Annotated in this window: 24 protein-coding genes and 1 rRNA gene; 24 read left to right on the top strand and 1 reads right to left on the bottom strand. The window is 41.6% G+C overall.

What is annotated here, in order from left to right; all coding sequences use genetic code 11:
- Position 1 precedes the first annotated feature (1 nt).
- The 10 genes from rrf to rsmI all read left to right on the top strand — a co-directional run bounded on the left by rrf (position 2) and on the right by rsmI (position 6,765).
- Positions 2 to 117 (top strand): 5S ribosomal RNA (rrf, locus tag BLL40_RS13475).
- Between the two features lie 73 nt (positions 118 to 190).
- Positions 191 to 1,600 carry an aminotransferase class I/II-fold pyridoxal phosphate-dependent enzyme gene (locus BLL40_RS13480; protein WP_342743124.1) on the top strand — a complete coding sequence of 470 codons (1,410 nt, stop codon included), beginning with the start codon at positions 191 to 193 and terminating at the stop codon, positions 1,598 to 1,600.
- A 3-nt stretch (positions 1,601 to 1,603) separates the two neighbouring features.
- A complete protein-coding gene (tmk, locus tag BLL40_RS13485; protein WP_073712399.1) occupies positions 1,604 to 2,233 on the top strand; it encodes a dTMP kinase in 630 nt (209 codons plus the stop codon).
- Between the two features lie 43 nt (positions 2,234 to 2,276).
- Positions 2,277 to 2,606, top strand: a complete 330-nt coding sequence (locus BLL40_RS13490) for a cyclic-di-AMP receptor (protein ID WP_073712400.1) — start codon at positions 2,277 to 2,279, stop codon at positions 2,604 to 2,606.
- A gap of 15 nt (positions 2,607 to 2,621) precedes the next feature.
- Positions 2,622 to 3,629: a DNA polymerase III subunit delta' gene (holB, locus tag BLL40_RS13495; RefSeq protein ID WP_073712401.1), complete on the top strand. Its 1,008-nt coding sequence runs from the start codon at positions 2,622 to 2,624 to the stop codon at positions 3,627 to 3,629.
- Entirely contained in the window at positions 3,622 to 4,449 is an 828-nt protein-coding gene (locus BLL40_RS13500) for a PSP1 domain-containing protein (RefSeq protein WP_073712402.1), read from the top strand. Before holB ends, BLL40_RS13500 begins: the two co-directional genes overlap by 8 nt.
- A 49-nt stretch (positions 4,450 to 4,498) precedes the next feature.
- Positions 4,499 to 4,816: a DNA replication initiation control protein YabA gene (gene yabA / locus BLL40_RS13505; protein WP_095532855.1), complete on the top strand. Its 318-nt coding sequence runs from the start codon at positions 4,499 to 4,501 to the stop codon at positions 4,814 to 4,816.
- 60 nt (positions 4,817 to 4,876) lie between these two features.
- Entirely contained in the window at positions 4,877 to 5,638 is a 762-nt protein-coding gene (locus tag BLL40_RS13510) for a tRNA1(Val) (adenine(37)-N6)-methyltransferase (protein ID WP_073712404.1), read from the top strand.
- Positions 5,607 to 5,894 (top strand): GIY-YIG nuclease family protein, encoded by a 288-nt coding sequence (locus tag BLL40_RS13515; RefSeq protein ID WP_073712405.1) that lies wholly within the window; start codon positions 5,607 to 5,609, stop codon positions 5,892 to 5,894. The genes BLL40_RS13510 and BLL40_RS13515 overlap by 32 nt, the downstream gene beginning before the upstream one ends.
- On the top strand, positions 5,866 to 6,765 hold the full coding sequence (rsmI, locus tag BLL40_RS13520; RefSeq protein ID WP_073712406.1) for a 16S rRNA (cytidine(1402)-2'-O)-methyltransferase: 900 nt from the start codon (positions 5,866 to 5,868) through the stop codon (positions 6,763 to 6,765). The genes BLL40_RS13515 and rsmI overlap by 29 nt, the downstream gene beginning before the upstream one ends.
- Positions 6,766 to 6,785: 20 nt before the next feature.
- Here rsmI and BLL40_RS13525 read toward each other — a convergent pair whose 3' ends face one another.
- Positions 6,786 to 7,070: a transition state genes transcriptional regulator AbrB gene (locus BLL40_RS13525; protein ID WP_073712442.1), complete on the bottom strand. Its 285-nt coding sequence runs from the start codon at positions 7,068 to 7,070 to the stop codon at positions 6,786 to 6,788.
- Positions 7,071 to 7,470: 400 nt separating this feature from the next.
- Between BLL40_RS13525 and metG the strand changes: the two genes are divergently transcribed.
- The 14 genes from metG to mfd all read left to right on the top strand — a co-directional run bounded on the left by metG (position 7,471) and on the right by mfd (position 22,836).
- Positions 7,471 to 9,465 carry a methionine--tRNA ligase gene (gene metG, locus BLL40_RS13530; RefSeq protein ID WP_073712407.1) on the top strand — a complete coding sequence of 665 codons (1,995 nt, stop codon included), beginning with the start codon at positions 7,471 to 7,473 and terminating at the stop codon, positions 9,463 to 9,465.
- Positions 9,466 to 9,785: 320 nt separating this feature from the next.
- The gene (locus BLL40_RS13535; RefSeq protein WP_073712408.1) at positions 9,786 to 10,553 is read left to right on the top strand and encodes a TatD family hydrolase; all 768 of its coding nucleotides are present in this window, start codon (positions 9,786 to 9,788) and stop codon (positions 10,551 to 10,553) included.
- Positions 10,554 to 10,596: 43 nt separating this feature from the next.
- Positions 10,597 to 11,154 carry a ribonuclease M5 gene (rnmV, locus tag BLL40_RS13540; protein WP_073712409.1) on the top strand — a complete coding sequence of 186 codons (558 nt, stop codon included), beginning with the start codon at positions 10,597 to 10,599 and terminating at the stop codon, positions 11,152 to 11,154.
- Positions 11,151 to 12,026 carry a 16S rRNA (adenine(1518)-N(6)/adenine(1519)-N(6))-dimethyltransferase RsmA gene (rsmA, locus tag BLL40_RS13545; RefSeq protein WP_073712410.1) on the top strand — a complete coding sequence of 292 codons (876 nt, stop codon included), beginning with the start codon at positions 11,151 to 11,153 and terminating at the stop codon, positions 12,024 to 12,026. The genes rnmV and rsmA overlap by 4 nt, the downstream gene beginning before the upstream one ends.
- 196 nt (positions 12,027 to 12,222) lie before the next feature.
- The gene (gene veg / locus BLL40_RS13550; RefSeq protein WP_073712411.1) at positions 12,223 to 12,480 is read left to right on the top strand and encodes a biofilm formation stimulator Veg; all 258 of its coding nucleotides are present in this window, start codon (positions 12,223 to 12,225) and stop codon (positions 12,478 to 12,480) included.
- 136 nt (positions 12,481 to 12,616) lie between these two features.
- The gene (gene ispE, locus BLL40_RS13555; RefSeq protein ID WP_073712412.1) at positions 12,617 to 13,486 is read left to right on the top strand and encodes a 4-(cytidine 5'-diphospho)-2-C-methyl-D-erythritol kinase; all 870 of its coding nucleotides are present in this window, start codon (positions 12,617 to 12,619) and stop codon (positions 13,484 to 13,486) included.
- Positions 13,487 to 13,554: 68 nt separating this feature from the next.
- Positions 13,555 to 14,400 (top strand): pur operon repressor, encoded by an 846-nt coding sequence (purR, locus tag BLL40_RS13560; protein WP_073712413.1) that lies wholly within the window; start codon positions 13,555 to 13,557, stop codon positions 14,398 to 14,400.
- Positions 14,397 to 14,774, top strand: coding sequence for a RidA family protein (locus tag BLL40_RS13565; RefSeq protein ID WP_073712414.1), 378 nt, complete (start codon positions 14,397 to 14,399; stop codon positions 14,772 to 14,774). The genes purR and BLL40_RS13565 overlap by 4 nt, the downstream gene beginning before the upstream one ends.
- Before the next feature lie 122 nt (positions 14,775 to 14,896).
- The gene (spoVG, locus tag BLL40_RS13570) at positions 14,897 to 15,211 is read left to right on the top strand and encodes a septation regulator SpoVG (protein ID WP_073712415.1); all 315 of its coding nucleotides are present in this window, start codon (positions 14,897 to 14,899) and stop codon (positions 15,209 to 15,211) included.
- Between the two features lie 234 nt (positions 15,212 to 15,445).
- A complete protein-coding gene (glmU, locus tag BLL40_RS13575) occupies positions 15,446 to 16,822 on the top strand; it encodes a bifunctional UDP-N-acetylglucosamine diphosphorylase/glucosamine-1-phosphate N-acetyltransferase GlmU (protein ID WP_073712416.1) in 1,377 nt (458 codons plus the stop codon).
- A gap of 19 nt (positions 16,823 to 16,841) precedes the next feature.
- On the top strand, positions 16,842 to 17,801 hold the full coding sequence (locus BLL40_RS13580; RefSeq protein ID WP_073712417.1) for a ribose-phosphate diphosphokinase: 960 nt from the start codon (positions 16,842 to 16,844) through the stop codon (positions 17,799 to 17,801).
- A gap of 143 nt (positions 17,802 to 17,944) precedes the next feature.
- On the top strand, positions 17,945 to 18,559 hold the full coding sequence (locus tag BLL40_RS13585; protein ID WP_073712418.1) for a 50S ribosomal protein L25/general stress protein Ctc: 615 nt from the start codon (positions 17,945 to 17,947) through the stop codon (positions 18,557 to 18,559).
- A gap of 109 nt (positions 18,560 to 18,668) precedes the next feature.
- Entirely contained in the window at positions 18,669 to 19,229 is a 561-nt protein-coding gene (gene pth, locus BLL40_RS13590) for an aminoacyl-tRNA hydrolase (protein ID WP_073712419.1), read from the top strand.
- A gap of 73 nt (positions 19,230 to 19,302) precedes the next feature.
- Positions 19,303 to 22,836: a transcription-repair coupling factor gene (mfd, locus tag BLL40_RS13595; RefSeq protein WP_073712420.1), complete on the top strand. Its 3,534-nt coding sequence runs from the start codon at positions 19,303 to 19,305 to the stop codon at positions 22,834 to 22,836.
- The last annotated feature ends 20 nt before the right edge of the window (positions 22,837 to 22,856 follow it).

The raw sequence follows: 22,856 nt of genomic DNA on the forward strand, positions 1-22,856 counted from the left end.
GTCAGGTGGCATTAGCGAAGAGGTCACACCCGTTCCCATCCCGAACACGGCAGTTACCCTATTCAGCGCCGGTGTAAGTTGGGGGTGTCCCCCTGTGAGAGCAGGACGCCGCCTGGCACGTTACAGTATAAAAGGAGATGACTTTATGTCATCTCCTTTTTCTATATAAAAAATGAAAGGACGAGATAAAATGCGTATGGATCAAACAAGAATGCCTCTGATCGAAGCATTAAAACAGCATAAGAAGCAGAGTCCTGTTTCTTTTCATGTTCCAGGGCATAAAAATGGACAGCTTTCATCTTTTTTGGACCTGTCGTACGATGTAACAGAGTTAAGTGGACTAGATGACCTTCATGCTCCTGAAGGCTGTATTCAAGACGCAGAGAAATTATTAAGTGATTTTTATCAAACAAATGAAAGTAAATTTCTTATAAATGGAAGCACGGTTGGCAATCTTGCGATGATTCTTGGTTCTCTTTCGGAAGGAGATCGTGTATTTGTTCAGCGAAACTGCCATAAGTCTGTGTTGAATGCACTGAAAATGGCAAAAGCAGTGCCTGTTTTTTTGGCACCTGAATATGATGAAAACTCTAAAACCGTTGTTTTGTTTTCGACTGAGACATTAAAAAAAGCGTATCGTCAGTACAGGAACGTTAAAGCCGTAATTTTTACGTACCCTTCTTACTATGGGATGGCAGATGAATTTAAAACGTTGGCTATGATTGCGAAAGAGAACGAATCAATCATACTTGTAGATGAGGCGCATGGGGCTCATTTTGTATTGCCTTATGAAGGTATTCCGGAAAGTGCACTTTATTGGGGAGCCGATATTGTAGTACAGTCAGCCCATAAAATGTTGCCAGCGATGACGATGGGATCGTATTTTCATATTCAATCAAGTCATATAGACCGGGAAAAAGTGATATTTTATTTGCATGCGATCCAGTCCAGCAGCCCTTCGTATCTAATTATGGCGTCACTTGATGCAGCGAGAGCATACACGGCTGCTTATAAAGAGATTGATCATCATTACTCGATGCAGGTAGTAGACAGAGTAAAAAAAGTGCTGGAGTCTAGAGGATGTTTGTGCTTCAAACCAGATGATCCATACAAACTTCTCGTACGGGCAGAGGGCCTTTCTGGATATGAATTGCAGATACTGTTTGAACAGGCAGGAGTATATCCAGAGATGGCTGATCCTTTTCAAGTATTACTTGTTTTTCCGCTTTTAAAAGAAGGACAGATGACATTTGAAGCGGATGCTTTAAAAAAACTGGATTATTTTCATTTGAAAAAAGGAATAGTGAGAGAGCGTTTTCCAGAAGTGAAAAAAACAAAGGATGTGTCGACACTCGCATTGCCGTATAATGAGCATAATAAATATAAGAAAGAATTCGTTCCATTTCATGAAGCATTAGGTCAGATTGCCGGAGAAATGATTATTCCATATCCGCCAGGCATTCCATTGATCATGGAAGGAGAACGAATTTTGAATGAACATATAGAATCACTTGAATGGATGCTAATACACGGGAGTCGTTTTCATGGCGGAAGCGGCTTAAAAGAAGGACGGGTTGCCGTTTTTTGCGGGGAGGTATAAACAATGAAAAAAGGAATATTTATTTCGATAGAAGGACCTGAAGGAGCAGGAAAAACGACAGTATTAAACCGAATTGTTCAGGAACTGAAAAACAGAGGCAAGGATGTTGTTCAAACACGTGAGCCAGGGGGAATTGCGATTGCGGAGCAAATTCGGTCCGTTATTTTAAATAAAGAAAATACAGCAATGGATGCACGAACGGAGGCGCTTTTATATGCAGCAGCACGCCGTCAGCATCTCGTTGAAAAAGTGATACCGGCAATTGAACGTGGAGCAATTGTGCTTTGTGACCGCTTTATTGACAGCTCACTTGCTTACCAAGGACACGCAAGAGGACTTGGTATGAACGAAGTAGCGTCGATTAATGCGTTTGCGACAGATGGGATGATGCCAAAGTTGACGCTATTATTTGATGTGAGTCCGGAAGTGGGTCTTGCGAGAATCCATCAACATGATGGGCGGGAAGTGAATCGTCTTGATTTAGAAGGGCTTTCTTTCCACAAGAAGGTGCGGGAAGGATATTTAATGCTGGCAGAGCGAGATGCTGGACGGATTGTAGTAATTGATGCAGAGAAAGAGGAAGAATTTGTTTTTCAAGCGGCACTCGCAAAAATTAAAAAAGTGTTGCTTTGATGCTTTTGATATAATGAAAGAAATCCTATTAGGGGGATATGGGATGAAGTTAATTATGGCGATTGTACAGGATCAAGACAGCAATAAACTGTCTCATGCACTGATTGAACATCAATTTCGTGCGACAAAGCTTGCGTCTACAGGGGGTTTTTTAAAAGCAGGAAACACGACATTTATGATTGGAATAGAGGATGAACGTCTTGAGGAAGCACTTCATATTGTAAAACAAAATTGTCAGTCGCGCGATCAGGTGGTACCCCCACTTTCACCGCTTGGCGGTAATGTAGATGCGTATGTGCCTTATCCGATAGAAGTACCAGTTGGCGGGGCGACGGTGTTTGTGCTTCCCGTTGAGCAATTTCATCAATTTTAAAAGGGTGTGGATTACGTGTCTAAACTGTGGGAAGAGACAGCGGCGCGTCAGCCAACTGTCATGCGAATGATTGAAAATAGTATTTTGAAAGATCGGGTAGCACATGCGTATTTGTTTGAAGGCGATCCGGGTACGGGAAAAAAAGAAGCGGCACTTTTATTTGCAAAAAGTTTATTTTGCTTGGAGCCGGAAAAAGAATTAAGGCCATGTGAACGATGTGTGAATTGCCGTCGTATTAATCATGGCAACCATCCGGATATTCATGTGATTGAACCGAACGGGCTGTCGATCAAAAAAGAGCAAATTTATTATTTACAGCAGGAATTTACAAAAACGGGCGTTGAATCAAGCCGAAAAGTATATATTGTTAATCACGCTGATAAAATGACAGCAAGTGCTGCCAACAGTCTGCTCAAATTTTTGGAAGAGCCGTCTTCAAATACGGTCGCTTTTTTAATAACGGAGCAGAGCAGCCGGATGCTGCCAACGATTATATCGAGATGCCAGCAGTTATCGTTTCGGCCAATTGATGATATCCAGTTAAAAGAACGTCTTATCCAGGATGAAATACCGCTTTCAATGGCATCACTTGTATCCAAAATAACGAATCATCTTGACGAAGCACGTGCGTTGTCACAGGATGAGTGGTTTGCACAGGCACGTTCAATAGTGTTAAAATTATACGAAGGCCTAAGAGTTGGGGGGCTAGCAATTCTTGTTCAGCTATCGGAGGACTTTCATTCGCATTTTAAAGAGAAAGAACAGATCAATCTTGGCCTTGATCTTTTTGTTCTCATTCATAGGGATCTACTTTCCATAATGACAGGAGAAGAATATAGCCTTGCATTTCCTGATTATGCCGTTTCCTTTAGACAGGATGCATTGCTTTTAACAGCTGAAGCGCTTGTCGATCGTCTTAGTTTTATTTTGGAAGCGAAGCGCAGAATCAACAATAACATGAACCAGCAGCTGCTTATGGAACAGCTTTTGTTAAAGGTACAGGGAGGACATGCCTTTGTGTAATGTAGTAGGTATACGCTTTAAACAAGCGGGTAAAATATATTATTTTGATCCAGGGGAACTCGATATTCAGAAAGAAGATCACGTTATCGTTGAAACTGCAAGAGGTGTTGAATACGGTCATGTCGTCGTCGGACCGAAAGATGTTGATGAAAGTGATGTCGTCTTGCCTCTTAAAAAGGTAATTCGGACGGCAGATCAAAAAGATCGTCTTGCTGTTCAAGAAAATAGTGAAGCAGCAACTACTGCATTTACGACATGTATGGATAAAATTGTCGAGCACAAGCTAGATATGAAGCTTGTTGACGTGGAATATACATTTGATCGCAACAAAGTGATTTTTTATTTTACGGCGGACGGGCGAGTTGATTTTCGCGAGCTAGTGAAAGATTTGGCATCCATTTTTAGAACACGGATCGAACTTCGCCAAATAGGTGTCCGGGATGAAGCAAAAATGCTTGGCGGCATTGGCCCCTGTGGTCGAATGCTTTGCTGTTCGACGTTTCTTGGTGATTTTGAGCCTGTATCCATTAAAATGGCAAAAGATCAAAACTTGTCATTGAATCCTGCTAAAATCTCTGGACTGTGCGGCCGTCTTATGTGCTGTTTGAAATATGAAAATGATGAATATGAAGCGGCACGCCGTGAATTACCAGATGTCGGCCAAAAAGTGCAGACGCCGAGTGGTTACGGAAAAGTAACGGGTTTGAATATTTTAGAGCGGCTCGTGCAGGTGCACATACCGGAATTAGAACGGACGCTTGAGTTCTCATCTGATGAACTCGGAAAAGAAGGAGCCGTTTCTGTGAAAGCAGGTGACTGATGCGGTGGAAAAATTAGATAAAAAGGCGATCTTTGATTCCGTTAGTCATATGGAATTACAAATTGGTGAGCTTTATCAACAGCTGGGTGAAGTAAGAGTGCAGCTCGCTGAAATATTGGAAGAAAATAACTCGTTAACGATTGAAAATGATCATTTGCGCCGCAGGCTTGAAGAATTAGAACGTGGTTATGAAAAAAAAGCATCAGGGGCAGAAAATGTTCAGGCGCGAGGAGCTGACATTGGTGAAGGCTACGATAATCTTGCTCGTCTTTATCAGGAAGGGTTCCACATTTGCAGTGTGCATTTTGGAAGCCCTCGTAAAGACGAAGACTGCCTGTTCTGTTTATCATTTTTAAATAAAAAATAATGACGATTTTTTGCCTTCCTTTTTAAAGGAAGGCTCTTTTGTGCGAGAGGGGTGATAGGTATGCCAGAATTAAAGGAAGATGAGCGGCTCGATTATTTGTTGGCGGAAGAGCTGCGAATTATTCAAAGCCCGACCGTGTTTTCATTTTCGCTTGATGCAGTGCTGTTGGCCCGATTTGCCTCCGTTCCAAAAACACGTGGTTCAATTATTGATCTATGTTCTGGAAATGGTGTGATTCCGCTGCTAATGTCTGCAAAAACAAGTGCACCGATTACAGGTGTCGAAATACAGGAACGGCTCTGTGATATGGCTGTCCGCAGTGTGCAGTACAATAAATTGAATGATCAAATTAAGATAGTAAATGGTGATTTAAAGAATGCACCGGAGCTGCTTGGGATGGAGAAACATACACTTATTACGTGTAATCCTCCTTATTTTTTAACACCTTCTGACGGAGAATTAAACATGAATGAATATGTTGCCATTGCCCGTCATGAAATTAAGTGTACCCTTGAAGATTGCATTCGTTCATCATCAAGGTTGTTAAAACAGGGCGGAAAAGCAGCGTTTGTACATCGCCCAGGCAGGCTCTTGGACATTTTGACGCTAATGAGGAAGTACCGTGTAGAACCGAAGCGGCTTCGTTTCGTTTATCCGAAGAGTGGAAAAGAAGCAAACACGGTCCTCGTTGAAGGCATAAAAGATGGTGCACCGGATTTGAAAATTTTAATGCCTCTTTATGTGTACGATGAAAAGGGTGAGTATACTGAGGAAGTGAGGACACTGTTATATGGCGATGAGTCACCATTTTTACGTCGTTAAGTGCCATGACGGTTCGCTTTATGCGGGGTATACAAATGATTTGAAAAAAAGAATGAGTGTTCACAATGCCGGTAAAGGGGCAAAGTATACGAGAGCTCGTCTGCCGGTTATGCTTATCCATAGTGAGATGTACGACACAAAGCAAGAAGCAATGCGGGTAGAATATGCATTTAAGCAACTTTCTCGCATGAAAAAAAACGATTATTTGCTGAAAAGAGGTGTGGCCGTTGAAAGCACAAAAAAGTTTTTTAAATGAGGAAATAGAAGGTATTTTATATCTTGTGCCGGTGCCAATTGGCAATCTGGAAGATATGACTGTGAGGGCGCTCCGTATTATGAAAGAAGCAGACGTCATTGCTGCGGAAGATACACGCAATACGAAAAAGTTGTGTAATTACTTTGACATTGCTACACCTATCATCAGCTACCACGAACATAGCAGTGAAGCATCTGGACGTAAATTGATTGACCGCATTCAATTAGGCGAAACAGTAGCACTTGTCAGCGATGCGGGCACGCCATGTATATCGGATCCGGGTTATGAGCTTGTTCTGGCAGCGATAGGAGAAGGATTGAATGTCGTTCCACTTCCAGGTGCGAATGCAGCTGTCACGGCGCTCATTGCATCAGGCATTGCGCCACAGCCATTTTATTTTTATGGGTTTTTAAGCCGAGGGAAAAAAGAAAAAAAGAAAGAGCTTGAAAAACTGGCCTTATTCCGCGATACGTTTATTTTGTATGAATCGCCGCATCGGTTAAAAGAAACACTTAATTTAATGGAAGCCTTTTTCGGTGCAGGTCGTCGGATTGTACTTTGCCGGGAGCTAACGAAGAAGTTTGAAGAGTTTTTACGAGGGACAGTTGGCGAAGCAGCAGAATGGGCAAACGATTCTAAGATTATGGGTGAATTTTGCCTTGTGATTGAAGGAAGTACTGAAGAACTGGTAGAGCAGCCTAATTCTGAATGGTGGAGTGAAATGACTGTGGAAGCACATGTTGAACAGTATGTTACCAAAAGAAATATGATACCAAAAGAAGCAGTAAAACAGGCAGCTAAAGATAGAGGATTACCGAAACGTGACGTATATGCCGCCTATCACACGAAGAAAAATCCCAATGGCGAGTAATCACCATCGGGATTTTGATATTATTTACCGTTTTCAAAAGCTTCTTGAATTTCTTTGATCAAGAGTTCGGCACCTTCATGGCTAAGGATTAATTTTCCGCCGGCAAGTTTGATGTTATCGTCGGAAACTTCACCTGTTACTTGACAAGTCATGCTTGGTTTATATTTTTTAAGGATGATTTTATCATCATCTACGTAAATTTCAAGTGCATCTTTTTCTGCAATGCCAAGGGTACGGCGCAATTCAATTGGAATAACCACCCGTCCTAGCTCGTCTACTTTACGTACAATACCTGTTGATTTCATTTGAAAAATATTCTCCTCTCCATTTGTGGTTGTATTAAAAGATGTTGCGTAAATGCATTCGTCATTTTTCGACAAAATTTTCATCCTGTAACGTAATCATACCAACACTTCCCATAAACGTCAACAAATAAAATGTAATTCTTCAATTAACTGTAAGTACAGAAAACATTGATTTATCAATATTTTCAGAAAAATAACTTTTTTTACAAAAAGTTTGTACATAGCGTCGAAATTTGTCGAATTTTATCAGGTGTTTAACGACGGAAATTAGAGAAAAGAAAGCGTGCATATTTACATTTATTCGTGGATGGGGGAAAATAAAAGAAATGATGTAAAAGCTTCCGGCAGGTGGCCGGAAGCTTTTATCTATAAGAAGAAAGAGTAATAAGGAGGGAATCCATTGAGCGATCATAAAAAATCGTTTTATTTAACAACACCTATTTATTATCCGAGCGGTAATTTGCATATTGGTCATGCATATACAACCGTAGCAGGCGATGCGATAGCACGATATAAACGGCTGCGCGGTTTTGATGTTATGTACTTAACCGGAACGGACGAACATGGTCAAAAAATTCAAGAAAAAGCAGATGAAAAAGGAATCACGCCACAGCAATACGTGGACGAGATTGTTGCCGGTATTCAGAAGTTGTGGGAAACGATGCATATTTCTAATGATGATTTTATCCGGACGACAGAAAAACGTCATAAAGACGTCGTAGAAAAAATCTTTAAACAGCTTCTGGATCAAGGCGATATTTACCTTGGTGAATATGAAGGCTGGTATTCCGTACCAGATGAAACTTTTTATACAGAAACGCAGCTTGTCGATAAAGAAGTAAATGAAAATGGTGAAGTAATTGGCGGGAAAAGTCCGGATAGTGGCCACCCGGTAGAAAAAGTTCGTGAAGAGTCGTATTTCTTTCGTATGAGTAAATATGCGGACCGTCTTCTGAAATATTATGAAGAAAACCCAACATTTATTCAGCCAGAATCCCGTAAAAATGAAATGATCAACAACTTTATTAAGCCGGGACTTGAAGATCTAGCGGTTTCACGGACAACATTTGATTGGGGTGTACAAGTACCAGGAAATTCAAAACATGTTGTATACGTATGGATTGATGCTTTGTCGAATTATATTACTGCGCTCGGTTATGGAACAGATAACACCCAAAAATTTAATCAATACTGGCCCGCGGATGTGCATCTTGTTGGAAAAGAAATTGTTCGTTTTCATACAATATACTGGCCCATTATGTTGATGGCTCTTGATTTGCCTCTACCGAAAAAAGTATTTGCACACGGCTGGTTATTAATGAAAGATGGTAAAATGTCGAAGTCAAAAGGCAACGTGGTTGACCCAGTGACGTTAATTGACCGCTACGGTCTTGATGCGCTACGCTATTATCTTCTCCGCGAAGTACCGTTCGGTTCTGACGGTGTGTTTACGCCGGAAGGGTTTGTAGAACGAATTAACTATGACCTGGCAAATGACCTGGGCAATTTATTGAACCGGACTGTGGCCATGATTAATAAGTATTTTGACGGCGTTATCCCGGCTTACAAAGGTTCTGACGGTGAATTTGAACAAGCCCTTGTGGACATAAATGAAAAAGCAGTACGGGAATATGAAGAAGCGATGGAAAGCATGGAGTTTTCGGTGGCGTTAACATCGCTCTGGCAGCTTGTAAGCCGGACAAATAAATATATTGATGAAACGCAGCCATGGGTACTGGCGAAAGAAGAAAAAAAGGCGGAACTCGGTACGGTCATGTACCATCTAGCGGAATCATTGCGCCGAGTAGCGGTTCTTTTAACGCCTTTTTTGACGAGCACACCGAACAAAATCTTTGAACAGTTACAGCTGAATGAATCATCATTGCAAAAATGGGAAAGCTTAGAAGCATTCGGAGCAATTCCAGAAGGCGTTCAAGTTGTAAAAAAAGGCGATCCGATTTTCCCGCGTCTTGATATGGAAGAAGAAATCAACTTTATTAAAGAGAAGATGCAAGGTCCTCCAACACATGTCGAAGAAGAGAAACCATTGGAAGAGTACGCGCCGATTTCAGAAGAGATTAGCATTGATGACTTTATGAAAGTGGATCTCCGTGCCGCGACTGTTATTGAAGCGGCTCCAGTAAAAAAAGCGGATAAACTATTAAAGCTGCAGCTTGACCTAGGGTTTGAAAAACGACAAGTGGTTTCAGGCATTGCACAGTACTATAAACCGGAAGAACTTGTGGGAAGGAAAGTCGTTGTTGTAGCAAACTTGAAGCCAGTCAAATTGCGAGGTGAGTTATCGCAGGGCATGATTCTAGCGGGTTCTAAAGATGGGATTTTAACACTTACTGAAGTACCAGAAAACTTACCAAATGGAGCGAAGATAAAGTGAAACTTCATTCAGTGGGGTTTAGGTTTACAGGATGTGAATCATGCAGACGTTGTCACAGGACGTGACGATCTTAGTCTGCGTTCCCCGACATCCCCACTGAATTAAACAGGAACTCAAGTAAAGAGCGCCGCGTCCTGCGGCAATACGTGAGTGACCCGCTTCAGCCGGCCCGAACCAATCGGGCTTTTACGGGAAGTTGATCCCCTGCTTATCCTTTTTTCTTTTCAAAATCTTGAAGCGGGGAGTCTTACTGCCCGTTAATACGGGATAAAGTAAAATAAATTGTTTCACGTGAAACAAAAATAAAAACAGGTGATAAGATGCTTTTTGATACACACGTTCATTTAAATGCGGATCAATATCAAGAGGATATAGAAGAAGTCGTTGTACGGGCTCAGAAAGCCGGTGTTAGCCGAATGGTCGTTGTTGGCTTTGACCGTTTAACGATTGACCGCGCGATGGGTCTCATTGAACGATACGACTGGCTGTACGCAGCAATTGGGTGGCATCCAGTTGATGCGATCGATATGTGTGATGCAGATCTTGCGTGGATTGAAGATCTTGCTCTTCATCCAAAAGTTGTTGCTATCGGTGAAACGGGTCTTGATTATCACTGGGACAAATCGCCGAAAGACATTCAAAAAAATGTTTTTAGACGTCAAATTCAATTGGCTAAAAAAGTGAAGCTGCCAATTGTTATTCACAATCGAGAAGCGACACAGGATATTGTCGATATATTAAAAGAAGAAGGCGCAGAAGAAGTGGGCGGCATTATGCATTGTTTCAGCGGTAGTGCAGAAACAGCACTTGAGTGCATAAAAATGAACTTCTACATTTCACTCGGTGGTCCTGTCACGTTTAAAAATGCAAAAAAGCCGAAAGAAGTAGCGGTCGCTGTTCCATTAGATAAGTTATTGATTGAAACGGACTGTCCATATTTAGCACCACATCCATACCGAGGCAAACGAAATGAGCCGGCGTACGTGAAGTTTGTGGCGGAAGAAATTGCGGCATTGAAAGAATGTTCTTATGAAGAAGTGGCAGAAGCTACGATGAAAAATGCGCAAACACTGTTTCAAATTGATTAAGCAGGAGGCTTTACAGCCTCTGCTTTTTCGTTCGGAGGAAAAAATGAAAATAAAAGAAATTATCGTTGTTGAGGGTAAAGATGATACAGTGAAAATAAAACTGGCAGTTGATGCTGATACGATTGAAACGAGAGGATCTGCTGTTGATGAACGTGTCGTAGAACAAGTGAGACACGCTCAGGCAACGCGGGGGGTGATTATTTTCACCGATCCTGACTATCCGGGGCATCGCATCCGCAATATGATATCAGAGCAAGTGCCAGGCTGCCGGCATGCTTTTTTGCCAAAAGAAGAAGCGATCGAAAAGCTTGGTCGAGGTGTCGGCGTTGAGCACGCGTCGATCGAATCGATCCGTAAAGCGCTTTGTGATGCACAATATATGGAAAATAATGCGAAGGAACAGATGACGATGGAGGACCTTGTGGATGCGGGGCTCATAGGTGGTGATCGAGCGAAAGCACGACGAGAAAAGCTCGGCATAAAATTAAAAATAGGCTACGCGAATGGAAAACAGCTGCACAAACGGCTCATTATGTTTCAAGTGACACGCGAACAGTTCATTGCTGCGTTGAAAGAAGTAATGGAGGAGGAAACACGATGAAAGACATAGCTACACCTTCAAGGACGAAAGATATTCTCTCTAGGCACGGATTTTCATTTAAAAAAAGTCTCGGTCAAAACTTTTTAATTGATTCAAATATTTTACAGCGTATTACTGAAACGGCTGGTCTAACAAAAGAAACAGGTGTCATTGAAATTGGACCGGGAATTGGCGCATTGACGGAACATTTAGCCCGTACAGCTGGAAAAGTTGTTGCTTTTGAAATTGACCAGAGGCTCTTGCCGATTTTAGATGAAACATTATCGCCCTATGACAATGTAAAAATCATTCATGAAGATATATTGAAAGCCGATGTAAAAACAGTTGTTGAAAAGGAGTTTGGGGGATATGATCGTCTCATGGTCGTCGCGAACTTGCCTTATTATGTAACAACACCAATTATTATGAAGCTGCTTGAAGATAAAGTTCCGGTAAACGGTTTTGTCGTGATGCTTCAAAAAGAAGTGGGGGCCCGCATTTCAGCGAAGCCATCAACGAAAGAATATGGCTCACTGTCCATTGCTGTGCAATATTATACAGAAGCGGAATTGGCATTCATTGTACCGAAAACAGTCTTCACACCGCCGCCAAATGTTGATTCAGCGATTATCAAACTGCTAGTCCGTGACGAACCAGCAGTACGCGTTCAAAATGAAGATTTTTTCTTTACTGTCACTCGCACATCGTTTGCTCAGCGCCGCAAAACGATTTTAAATAATCTTGTAAACGGGCTGCCAAATGGAAAAGAGAAAAAGGAACACATTATCGCTGCACTGAAAAAAGCAGGAATTGATCCATCTAGAAGAGGAGAGACGCTATCACTAGCTGAATTCGGTATGCTTTCTGATGCTCTTTTGAATGAAGATATATAACACATATAAACCACTCTTGAAAAAAGGGCGGTTTTTTTTTTGAAAGTGGGGAAATAATAACCGTGACGAAAAAAAACGGTGTTTTTTGAACAAAAAATATTGACAACAATAAGAGACGCTGATAAAATTATAAATTTATTTGACTAAAAAAAAAGATTGTGTTATACTCAACATGAGTGAAGTGAGGTGGAAGCAAATGCCGAAAACATTATCCGATATTAAAAAGTCGCTTGATTGTCATTTGGGTAAAAGATTATTGCTTAAAGCGAATGGTGGTCGACGTAAGACTATTGAGCGTTCCGGTATTTTAGCGGAAACGTACCCTGCTGTATTTGTCGTAGAACTTGATCAGGATGAAAATTCATTTGAACGCGTTTCTTACAGCTATGCAGATGTGCTCACTGAAACCGTTGAACTGACATTTGAAGATGCAGCAGCAGGCAATGCAGTATAAATCAAGCTTGCTTTTTTAATAAAGCAAAACACCGGGGAGCCGGCTCAAAAGATTCCATTTGAATCTTTTGAGCCGGCTCTTTTTCTTTGTGATAAAATAAGAAATAATTTATTGTGTATAAAGTAGGTGGACTAAAATGAAATTAATGATTAAAGCACCGGCGAAAATTAATTTAACGCTCGATGTACTTCACAAAAGGCCAGATGGTTACCATGAAGTAGAAATGATTATGACGACAGTTGATCTTGCTGATCGGCTTGAGCTTGAAAGTCTTGAGAAAGATGAGATTCGAATTATTTCCCATAATCGCTTCGTTCCAGATGATAGCCGGAACCTTGCTTATCAGGCCGCTAAAATTTTGAAACAGCGGTATAACATTAAACAAGGGATAGCTATTCAAATCGATAAGATTATTCCGGTTGCAGCGGGACTAGCTGGTGGAAGCAGTGATGCGGCAGCTGCGTTGAAAGGATTAAATGCACTGTGGGGTCTTGGACTGTCGCTTGATGAATTGGCTGAAATTGGAGCGGAAATTGGTTCAGACGTGTCCTTTTGTGTGTATGGCGGTACGGCACTTGCAACAGGAAGGGGTGAGAAAATTAACCGATTGCCTACGCCGCCGAACTGCTGGGTCATTCTAGCTAAACCGACGATTGGTGTTTCAACAGGTGAAGTATATAAAAGCTTGAAACTAGGCCGTATGAATCGTCCGAATACAAATGCCATGATCGAAGCCATTCGTGAAAATGATTATGATAAAATGTGTGCAAATGTCGGCAATGTTTTAGAATCAGTCACATTAAATGCACATCCGGAAGTCGCGCTTATTAAAGAGCAAATGATTCGGTTCGGTGCGGATACAGTGTTAATGAGCGGCAGCGGGCCAACAGTCTTCGGGCTAGTACGTCATGACTCACGTATGCATCGCGTGTATAATTGTCTTCGCGGATTTTGTGATCAAGTGTACGCGGTTCGGATGTTAGGAGATGGGAATTCTGTTGATTAAAACCGTATATTAAGATATATTATATATAAAATATTCGGTTTTACTCCCCAGGAGGTTTAAATATAACGATGAAGTTTCGTCGAAGTGAACGCATTATTTACATGACGCATTATTTACTGGAGAATCCACATCAGCTTGTTTCGTTGACGCTTTTTGCGGAACGGTTTGGATCGGCTAAGTCATCGATCAGTGAAGACTTGGCGATTATAAAAGAGACATTCGAAAAATGCGGTATTGGTACGTTGAAGACGGTGCCGGGTGCAGCGGGCGGTGTGAAGTTTTATTCAAGAGTGAATAATCAGGATGCGAAGGTATTTATTAATGATTTATGCCGTCAATTGAAAAATCCGGATCGACTACTACCAGGCGGTTATTTATACATCATGGATTTACTTGGGCACCCAGGCATTATGAATCAGGTAGGCAAGCTGCTTGCTTCGGCTTACGCCGATGAAAAGATTGATGCGGTTATGACGGTCGCTACAAAAGGAATTCCGATTGCACACGCGATTGCGGCTCATTTAAATGTACCGGTTGTCGTTGTACGCCGAGACAGTAAAGTAACAGAAGGGCCGACTGTGAGCATTAATTATGTATCGGGATCAACGAAGCGCATTCAGGCAATGGTTTTGTCAAAGCGCAGTTTAAAAGAAGGATCCAAAGTGCTGCTCGTCGATGATTTTATGAAAGGCGGCGGAACGATTAATGGAATGATCAGTCTGCTTGCTGAATTTAATGCATCTGTTGCTGGTATTGCCGTTCTTGTTGAAGCAGAGTATTCGGATCGGTTGATCAACGACTACATTTCGCTTGTGAAGCTGAAAGATGTAAATGAAAAAGAAGCAGCGATCTCTGTTGTCGAAGGAAATTACTTTTCAAAAGGTATTGAATTTTTACAGGAGGAATCAAAATGAAAATTATTAACACAAAAAAAGCACCTGCAGCAATTGGCCCATACTCACAGGGGATTATCGTAAACAATTTGTTCTATAGTTCCGGCCAGATTCCGTTAACAGCGGAAGGAACACTCGTAGATGGTTCAATTGAAGAACAGACACATCAAGTGTTTAAAAATTTAAAAGCGGTACTCGAGGAAGCAGGTGCTTCTCTTGAGTCTGTTGTGAAAGTAACAGTCTTTTTATCCGATATGGAAGAGTTTGGAGCGGTTAATGAAGTATATGGAGAGTATTTCTCGGCTCATAAACCGGCTCGTTCATGTGTAGAAGTTGCGCGTCTTCCAAAGGATGTAAAAGTAGAGATTGAAGTCATTGCTCTTATAGAAGCGTAAACCGGCCTTGTGCCGGTTTTTTTTTATGAAAATTTTTTCAGGGGAAAAAGAAGGAATATTTAAATTATTATTGAATAATTAGTTTATACATTTTTTAATATGGGTAGAGGTGGTGAATATGCGTGGAAATAACAGATGTAAGATTGCGGCGCGTACAAACGGACGGCCGAATGAGAGCAATTGCGTCCATTACATTTGATGAAGAATTCGTGATTCATGATATTCGTGTTATTGATGGGAACAATGGCTTGTTTGTTGCAATGCCAAGCAAGCGGACACCGGATGGAGAATTCCGTGACATTGCGCATCCCATTAATTCTAGTACGCGCGGGAAAATCCAAGACACAGTCCTCTCAGCGTATCATCGCATTGATGAATATAGCGAAACAGAACTTGTCGAACTTGAAGAAGCGGGAGCAGGTTCGTTACGCGTTTAGACATTCATCGCTTGGATGTCCCTATAGCTACCGTCAGAGTTTTATACATCAAGAGCCTACTTTTTGTGTAGAGCTCTTTTTTTGCTTTTTATGGAAGATTAAAAAGCCGTCAAACTTTCCTGAATGAAGTTTCACTATATGCGTTGTCAATAATGTGTCAATTTCCCCCCATTATTGAAATAAACGCTTTTTTAAGATATATTCAATAGGGATAAACAGGTTAGGAGGCCTTTTATGACAAATATTTACGCCGTCATTTTGGCTGCGGGACAGGGAACGCGCATGAAATCTAAATTGTATAAAGTGCTGCATCCTGTCTGTGGAAAGCCGATGGTAGAACACGTTATTGATCAAATTTCAGGTTTACATACAGAACAGATTGTCACAATTGTCGGCCATGGGGCGGACAAAGTAAAGGCGCAGCTTGGTGAACGTTCTGCTTATGCGCTGCAGGAAGAGCAGCTTGGGACGGCTCATGCGGTCATTCAAGCAGAGCCGATGCTGTCAGGCAAAGAAGGCTGTACACTCGTTGTCTGCGGCGATACACCGCTTATTCAAACATCAACGATGGAGGCGCTTGTTAACCATCATGCGGAAACAGGAGCTAAAGCAACCATTTTAACAGCGATTGCAGAAAAACCAGATGGTTATGGCCGTATCATTCGTGGTACAGACAATTCTGTGAGCCGCATTGTTGAACATAAAGATGCAACAGGTGAAGAACGATCCATTAAAGAAATTAATACAGGTACGTACTGTTTTGATAACAAAGCGCTGTTTGAGGCGCTCAAAAATGTATCAAATGAAAATGTGCAAGGTGAATATTATTTGCCGGATGTTATTGAAATTTTAAAAGCGGCAGGTGAAATTGTATCTGCTTACCAAACAGACAGCTTCAATGAAACACTTGGCGTCAATGATCGCGTCGCACTCAGTGAAGCAGAGCGGATTATGCGTTCCCGAATTAACGAGCATCATATGCGTGCCGGCGTATCAATTATTGACCCGCTTAACACATATATTGGACCAGACGTTGAAATTGGGACGGATACGGTTATTTATCCCGGTACAATTCTTTCTGGTAAGACATCCATCGGCGGAGACTGCGTAATCGGCCCGAATACAGAAGTGAGTGACTGTGCTATTGGGGACCGTACAGTAATTCGGCAGTCTGTAACGTTTAACAGTGAAATTGGAGCAAATGTCAATATTGGTCCATTTGCTCATATACGTCCGGAATCTTTCATTCACGATGAAGTGAAGATCGGCAACTTTGTCGAAATTAAAAAGGCTGTATTTGGAAAAGGAAGCAAGGCATCACATTTAAGCTATATTGGTGATGCAGAGATTGGCAGCGATGTAAACATTGGCTGTGGATCTATTACAGTGAACTATGATGGGGAAAATAAATTTCTCACGAAAATTGAAGATGGTGTGTTCATCGGCTGCAACTCGAATCTTGTCGCTCCGGTCACGGTGAAGAAAGGTGCTTATGTGGCAGCAGGTTCGACGATCACAAACGAAGTACCGGAAGAAGCGCTTGCGATTGCACGTTCGCGTCAAGTAAATAAAGAAAACTACGTTCAAAAAATCTTTTCAAAAAACGATTAAAATGACAGTGGAGGTCATCATGAGCAACCAGTATTTAGATCCAAATTTAAAAATCTTTTCGTTGAATTCCAATCCAGGATTAGCCCAAGAAATTGTGGACTTTATCGGTGTGGAACTCGGTAAGTGTTCAGTTACACGTTTTAGCGACGGCGAAGTTCAAATTAACATCGAAGAAAGCATACGCGGCTGTGATGTATACATCGTGCAGTCAACTAGTGGACCGGTAAATGAACATTTAATGGAATTGCTCATTATGATTGATGCGTTGAAACGTGCTTCGGCCAAAACAATCAATGTAGTAATACCATATTATGGGTACGCTCGCCAGGATCGTAAAGCCCGTGCCCGTGAACCGATTACAGCGAAACTCGTTGCAAATTTACTGGAAACGGCAGGAACAACTCGTTTAATTACACTGGATCTCCACGCACCGCAAATTCAAGGATTTTTTGATGTACCAATTGATCACTTACTAGGCGTGCCAATTTTAGGTGAATATTTCAAGGGAAAAGGGTTCGATAAAGAGAATCTCGTTATTGTATCTCCGGATCATGGGGGGGTAACGCGTGCCCGCAAATTGGCAGATCGTTTAAAAGCACCAATTGCGATCATCGATAAACGTCGTCCGCGCCCGAATGTATCTGAAGTGATGAACATTGTAGGCAATGTAGATGGGAAAATTGCCATTTTAATCGACGATATTATTGATACAGCTGGTACGATAACACTTGCAGCGAAGGCAATTACTGAAAGTGGAGCAAAAGAAGTATATGCATGTTGTACGCATCCTGTTTTATCGGGTCCTGCACTGGAGCGTATAGGAAATTCCATCATTAAAGAGCTTGTCGTGACGAATTCAATTGCGCTTGCACCCGAAAAGAAGACAGATAAAGTTGTTGAATTGTCTGTTGCACCCCTTATTGGTGAAGCGATTATCCGCGTTCATGAAGAGCAATCAGTCAGTACATTATTTGATTAATAAAAATGGAGAATCAGTTCTTTTTAAAGAGCTGATTCTTTTTTGTCTTAATTAGGTTTACAAAGCGTTTGTTTAGGGAATATACAATTATGTACAAATAAAACAAAACGAGTAACTTAAAATTAGAAAGGTGACTATTCAATATGAGTAATGCATTGGAAGCTAAAAAACGTGAGGGCTTTACGAAGGCTGCATTAACAGAAATTCGTACAAAGGGCTCATTTCCAGCTGTCATATACGGTAAAGGTGTAGAATCTGAAGCAGTATCAGTGGAAGAACCTCAATTTATTAAAGTGATCCGTGAAGTTGGACGAAATGGAATGATATCGCTAAAAGTAGATGATGAAAAATATGACGTGATTTTGCAGGAGTATCAACAAGATTCACTGAAAGGACATATCATCCATGCCGATTTCCTTGCGATAGATAAATCATCCGAAATTACATCACAGGTGCGTGTTGACGTTGAAGGTGAAGCAATCGGTGCAAAAGAAGGCGGCATCGTTCAGCAGCCATTATTCGAATTGAATGTCACAGCCAAAGTATCGGAATTCCCTGAACATGTAACAGTCAATATTTCGGAATTAGGAATAGGTGACTCCATTTCAGTTGGTGATATTCGCGATCAATTTGATTTCATGATCGAAAACGAGGATGACGAAACAATTGTTTCGATTCTTCCCCCACAAAGGTCGGAAGAAGATGAAGATACTGCTAATGCAGATGTTCCCGTTATTGGTGAAGAAAAAGAAAATTAATATGTAAGTGTAATATACAGGCAGCCTGCGATAAAAGCAGCTCTGCCTGTTTTTTTTATGTTTAGTCATGTATACTGAATATAACTGTGAAAATGAGGTGCAAATAAATATGAAATTAATCGTGGGCCTTGGCAATCCAGGCACGAAATATGCAGGGACACGTCATAATATCGGCTTTGATATCATTGATGAGTTAGCTGACCAGTTTGGAGTCGAGCTCTCAGAAGCAAAATATAAAGGTGTGTATGCGATCGCAAGAAAAGGAACAGAAAAAGTCATTTTATTAAAACCATTAACATATATGAATTTATCGGGAGAATGCATTGGTGAAGTGATGCGCTATTATGATATCGATAAAGAGGATATCATTGTTGTATATGATGATCTGGACTTGCCACAGGGAAAAATACGGCTCCGTCAAAAAGGAAGCGCTGGTGGTCATAACGGGATCAAATCGACAATTGCACACCTAGGTACGGATCAATTTAAGCGTGTGCGTGTAGGCATCGGCCGTCCAGATGGTCCAATCAAAACCGTTGATTATGTACTTGGCAAGTTTAGTGAAGAAGAACGAACTGTCATGGAATCGGCAGTCAAAAAAAGTGCAGCTGCCTGTGAAAGTGCAATCGACAAAACATTTATTGATGTGATGAATGAATTCAATCAATGATGCATTGCGTTAAAAAGCTTTGGGCGTATGCTCCAAAGCGTTTTTCTGTTTTGGAAAAAAGGGGGGTTGGGTAATGAATCATTTACTTGATTTATTTTTAAAAAATGAAGAAGCGGTATCAATTGTAAATGGAATGGAAGCGGGTATGAAAGAACAGCTGGCTGCGGGGCTGTCCGGCTCACTGCGGGCTGTTTTTGCAGCCGCTGCTTATCGAAAGCTGCAAAAGCCGGTTATGATTGTTACCTATAATATGCTTCAGGCACAAAAGCTATATGATGACTTAACACAATTCATACCAGAAGAAAATGTATACTTATATGCAGCCAATGAATTAATTGCTGCTGAAATTAGCATTGCAAGCCCTGAATTGCGTGCACAGCGTATTGAAATGCTCAATCATCTTGTACTGCGTGGTACAGGTATTTACATTGTTCCTACAGCAGGCTTGAAAAAACTCATCCCGTCAAAAGAAGTATGGAAGCGGCTTCAAAAAACGTTTACAATCGGCGAGGATATTGATCTAGAATTGCTTAAGCAAGGGCTTGTACAAATGGGCTATGAGCGTGCAGATATGGTCTATACACCAGGTGAGTTCAGTATTCGCGGAGGAATCGTTGATATTTATCCACTTACATCAGAGCATCCGGTCCGTATTGAGCTCTTCGATACGGAAATTGACTCGATTCGGACATTTGCACCGGATACGCAGCGCTCAATTGATAGCATGGCATCTGTTTTAATCGGACCAGCAGGGGAAATGCCAGCATCGAAAGAAGAGCTGGTGGCACTTGCCGGACGGCTAGAACAGTCACTCACAGATACAGTGAAGAAAATAGGCAGCCCAGACGTGAAAAAGCAACTGACCGTCTCTATTGGTGCAGATATTGAAAAACTAAAAGAAGGCGTCCGTATCAATGAGCTTGGGAAATACACATCTCTTCTATACGAAGAAACGGCTGTTGTCACTTCTTATTTGCCAGAAGGCGGCGTTGTTTTTTTTGACGAAATGAGCCGCATTCAAGAAATAAGTGAGTCACTTGAGAAAGAAGAAGCAGAGTGGTATACAGGGCTTATTGAAGAAGGAAAAGCGGTGCATGGGTTAAAGCTTGCGCATTCGCTGCAGGTAGCTATGCAATCAATAAGACAACCGTTAGTTTACTTATCGCTTTTTATGCGCCAAACGGCAGGAGGAAAACCAGAAAATATCGTTAATTTCTCCGCACGGCCAATGCAAAACTTTCATGGTCAGATGAATGTGCTTGAAGGTGAAATAGACCGATGGAAAAAATCCAGCACAACGGTTTTGTTTTTAGGCGAAACAGTCGAACGAGTTGAAAAAATAAAAGCTACGCTTGACGATTACGGCATGGAAGCAACAAAGTTAAAAGATCAGAATGATATCATTGAAGGGGTTATTCAAATAGGTCCTGGTGCGCTTACTTCCGGGTTTGAATTCCCGCTTTTAAAACTAGCTGTTATAACGGAACAGGAGTTATTTAATAAAAAGTCATCGAAAAGCAAGCGACGTCAGAAGCTGTCGAATGCAGAGCGGATTAAAAGCTATTCTGAACTGAAGACGGGAGATTATGTTGTTCACGTTAATCACGGGATCGGGAAATATCTTGGTATTGAAACCCTTGAAATTAATGGCGTTCATAAAGATTATTTGAAGATTAAATACCAGGGAACTGATGAGCTATTTGTGCCGGTCGATCAAATTGAACTTGTTCAAAAATATGTTGGTTCAGAAGGCAAAGAGCCGAAGATATATAAACTTGGTGGAAATGAATGGAAAAGAGTGAAAAAGAAAGTTGAGTCGTCTGTGCAAGATATTGCTGATGACTTATTAAAGTTATATGCGGAGAGGGAAGCGGCGAGAGGATACGCATTTTCACCGGATGGCGATATGCAACGTGAATTTGAAGCGGCTTTTCCATATGAAGAAACGGAAGATCAGCTTCGTTCTATTCAAGAAATAAAACGTGACATGGAGCGGGAGCAGCCAATGGACCGTCTTTTATGTGGAGATGTTGGATATGGCAAAACGGAAGTGGCGATCCGTGCAGCATTTAAAGCAACAGCGGATGGAAAACAAGTAGCTATTTTAGTGCCGACTACAATACTCGCCCAGCAACATTATGAAACGTTAAAAGAACGTCTTCAAGACTTTCCAGTGAAAGTGGGGCTGCTTAGCCGGTTTCGGACACGTAAACAACAGACAGAAACGTTAAAGGGATTGAAAGCAGGTACGGTAGATATTGTTATCGGTACACACCGTCTTTTATCGAAAGATGTGCAGTATCATGATCTTGGTTTGCTAGTAGTTGATGAAGAGCAGCGATTTGGTGTGACGCATAAAGAAAAAATTAAGCAGCTGAAAACGAATGTCGATGTCTTGACATTGACTGCTACACCTATTCCGCGGACACTTCACATGTCAATGCTCGGTGTGCGCGACTTGTCGGTCATTGAAACGCCGCCGGAAAATCGTTTTCCAGTGCAGACATATGTCGTTGAACATAACCTTGGTCTTGTGCGTGAAGCGGCAGAGCGTGAAATAGCCCGTGGTGGTCAGGTGTTTTATTTATACAATCGGGTTGAAGATATTGAGCGGCGTGCAGATGAAATTTCCACGCTCGTACCAGATGCGCGTGTTTCGTATGCGCACGGACAGATGACGGAAAGAGAACTTGAAACGGTCATTCTTGCTTTTCTAGAAGGAGAGACAGACATTTTGGTTACGACGACGATTATTGAAACAGGTGTGGATATACCGAACGTTAACACACTGATCGTGCAGGATGCTGACCGAATGGGGCTGTCGCAGCTGTACCAAATACGTGGACGTGTCGGCCGTTCAAACCGTGTCGCATATTCTTATTTCACGTATAGGAAAGACAAGGTGCTGTCTGAACCAGCGGAAAAACGACTTCAAGCGATTAAAGAATTTACGGAACTCGGGTCGGGTTTTAAAATTGCGATGCGTGATTTATCGATTCGGGGTGCCGGGAACTTGCTAGGTGCTCAACAACATGGCTACATTGATTCGGTCGGATTCGATTTATATTCACAAATGTTGAAAGAAGCAGTGGAACAGAAACGCGGTGGTGATACAGAAAATAAGGTGCCATCATTTGAAGTAGATGTGTCGATCGATGCGTACATTCCGGATTCATATATTGTGGACAGCGCGCAAAAAATTGATATGTATAAGCGGTTCCGCTCAGTGGATTCATTTGATGAAATTGCAGAATTAAAAGAAGAAATGACCGATCGCTTTGGTGATTATCCGTCTGAAACAGCTGATTTGTTTAAAGTGGCTGAAATGAAAATACATGCGGCGAAGACGAAGCTTGAGTCAATGAAGCAGTCGAAAGAGACGGTCACCATTTTGATGAGCGAACAAGGAACGAAAGAAATCGATGGTACGAAAGTATTTTCTATCTGCAACAAGTTCGGCCGCATGTGTGGACTTGGAATGGATGAGCAAAAACTGAAAATAACGATTGATGTTAAACAAGCACCAGAACAAGGCTGGTTCGATGCAGCACTCATATTAATCAGCCAACTTGAGAAAGCAAAAAAACAGCCGCAACAACATGTATAGAATGTCTCTATTGAAAGATA

The organism is Domibacillus mangrovi (assembly GCF_001906925.1).
Classification (GTDB): Bacteria; Bacillota; Bacilli; order Bacillales; family Domibacillaceae; genus Domibacillus; species Domibacillus mangrovi.

Bases quoted from the DNA above. Each gene is read 5' to 3' on its own strand.
- BLL40_RS13480 (WP_342743124.1), top strand. From the start codon at position 191: ATGCGTATGGATCAAACAAGAATGCCTCTGATCGAAGCATTAAAACAG.
- veg (WP_073712411.1), top strand. From the start codon at position 12,223: ATGCCGAAAACATTATCCGATATTAAAAAGTCGCTTGATTGTCATTTG.
- BLL40_RS13580 (WP_073712417.1), top strand. From the start codon at position 16,842: ATGAGCAACCAGTATTTAGATCCAAATTTAAAAATCTTTTCGTTGAAT.
- BLL40_RS13565 (WP_073712414.1), top strand. From the start codon at position 14,397: ATGAAAATTATTAACACAAAAAAAGCACCTGCAGCAATTGGCCCATAC.
- rnmV (WP_073712409.1), top strand. From the start codon at position 10,597: ATGAAAATAAAAGAAATTATCGTTGTTGAGGGTAAAGATGATACAGTG.
- tmk (WP_073712399.1), top strand. From the start codon at position 1,604: ATGAAAAAAGGAATATTTATTTCGATAGAAGGACCTGAAGGAGCAGGA.
- BLL40_RS13525 (WP_073712442.1), bottom strand. From the start codon at position 7,070: ATGAAATCAACAGGTATTGTACGTAAAGTAGACGAGCTAGGACGGGTG.
- yabA (WP_095532855.1), top strand. From the start codon at position 4,499: ATGGAATTACAAATTGGTGAGCTTTATCAACAGCTGGGTGAAGTAAGA.
- rsmA (WP_073712410.1), top strand. From the start codon at position 11,151: ATGAAAGACATAGCTACACCTTCAAGGACGAAAGATATTCTCTCTAGG.
- mfd (WP_073712420.1), top strand. From the start codon at position 19,303: ATGAATCATTTACTTGATTTATTTTTAAAAAATGAAGAAGCGGTATCA.
- pth (WP_073712419.1), top strand. From the start codon at position 18,669: ATGAAATTAATCGTGGGCCTTGGCAATCCAGGCACGAAATATGCAGGG.
- BLL40_RS13585 (WP_073712418.1), top strand. From the start codon at position 17,945: ATGAGTAATGCATTGGAAGCTAAAAAACGTGAGGGCTTTACGAAGGCT.
- ispE (WP_073712412.1), top strand. From the start codon at position 12,617: ATGAAATTAATGATTAAAGCACCGGCGAAAATTAATTTAACGCTCGAT.
- BLL40_RS13515 (WP_073712405.1), top strand. From the start codon at position 5,607: ATGGCGATGAGTCACCATTTTTACGTCGTTAAGTGCCATGACGGTTCG.
- purR (WP_073712413.1), top strand. From the start codon at position 13,555: ATGAAGTTTCGTCGAAGTGAACGCATTATTTACATGACGCATTATTTA.
- BLL40_RS13535 (WP_073712408.1), top strand. From the start codon at position 9,786: ATGCTTTTTGATACACACGTTCATTTAAATGCGGATCAATATCAAGAG.
- BLL40_RS13490 (WP_073712400.1), top strand. From the start codon at position 2,277: ATGAAGTTAATTATGGCGATTGTACAGGATCAAGACAGCAATAAACTG.
- glmU (WP_073712416.1), top strand. From the start codon at position 15,446: ATGACAAATATTTACGCCGTCATTTTGGCTGCGGGACAGGGAACGCGC.
- BLL40_RS13510 (WP_073712404.1), top strand. From the start codon at position 4,877: ATGCCAGAATTAAAGGAAGATGAGCGGCTCGATTATTTGTTGGCGGAA.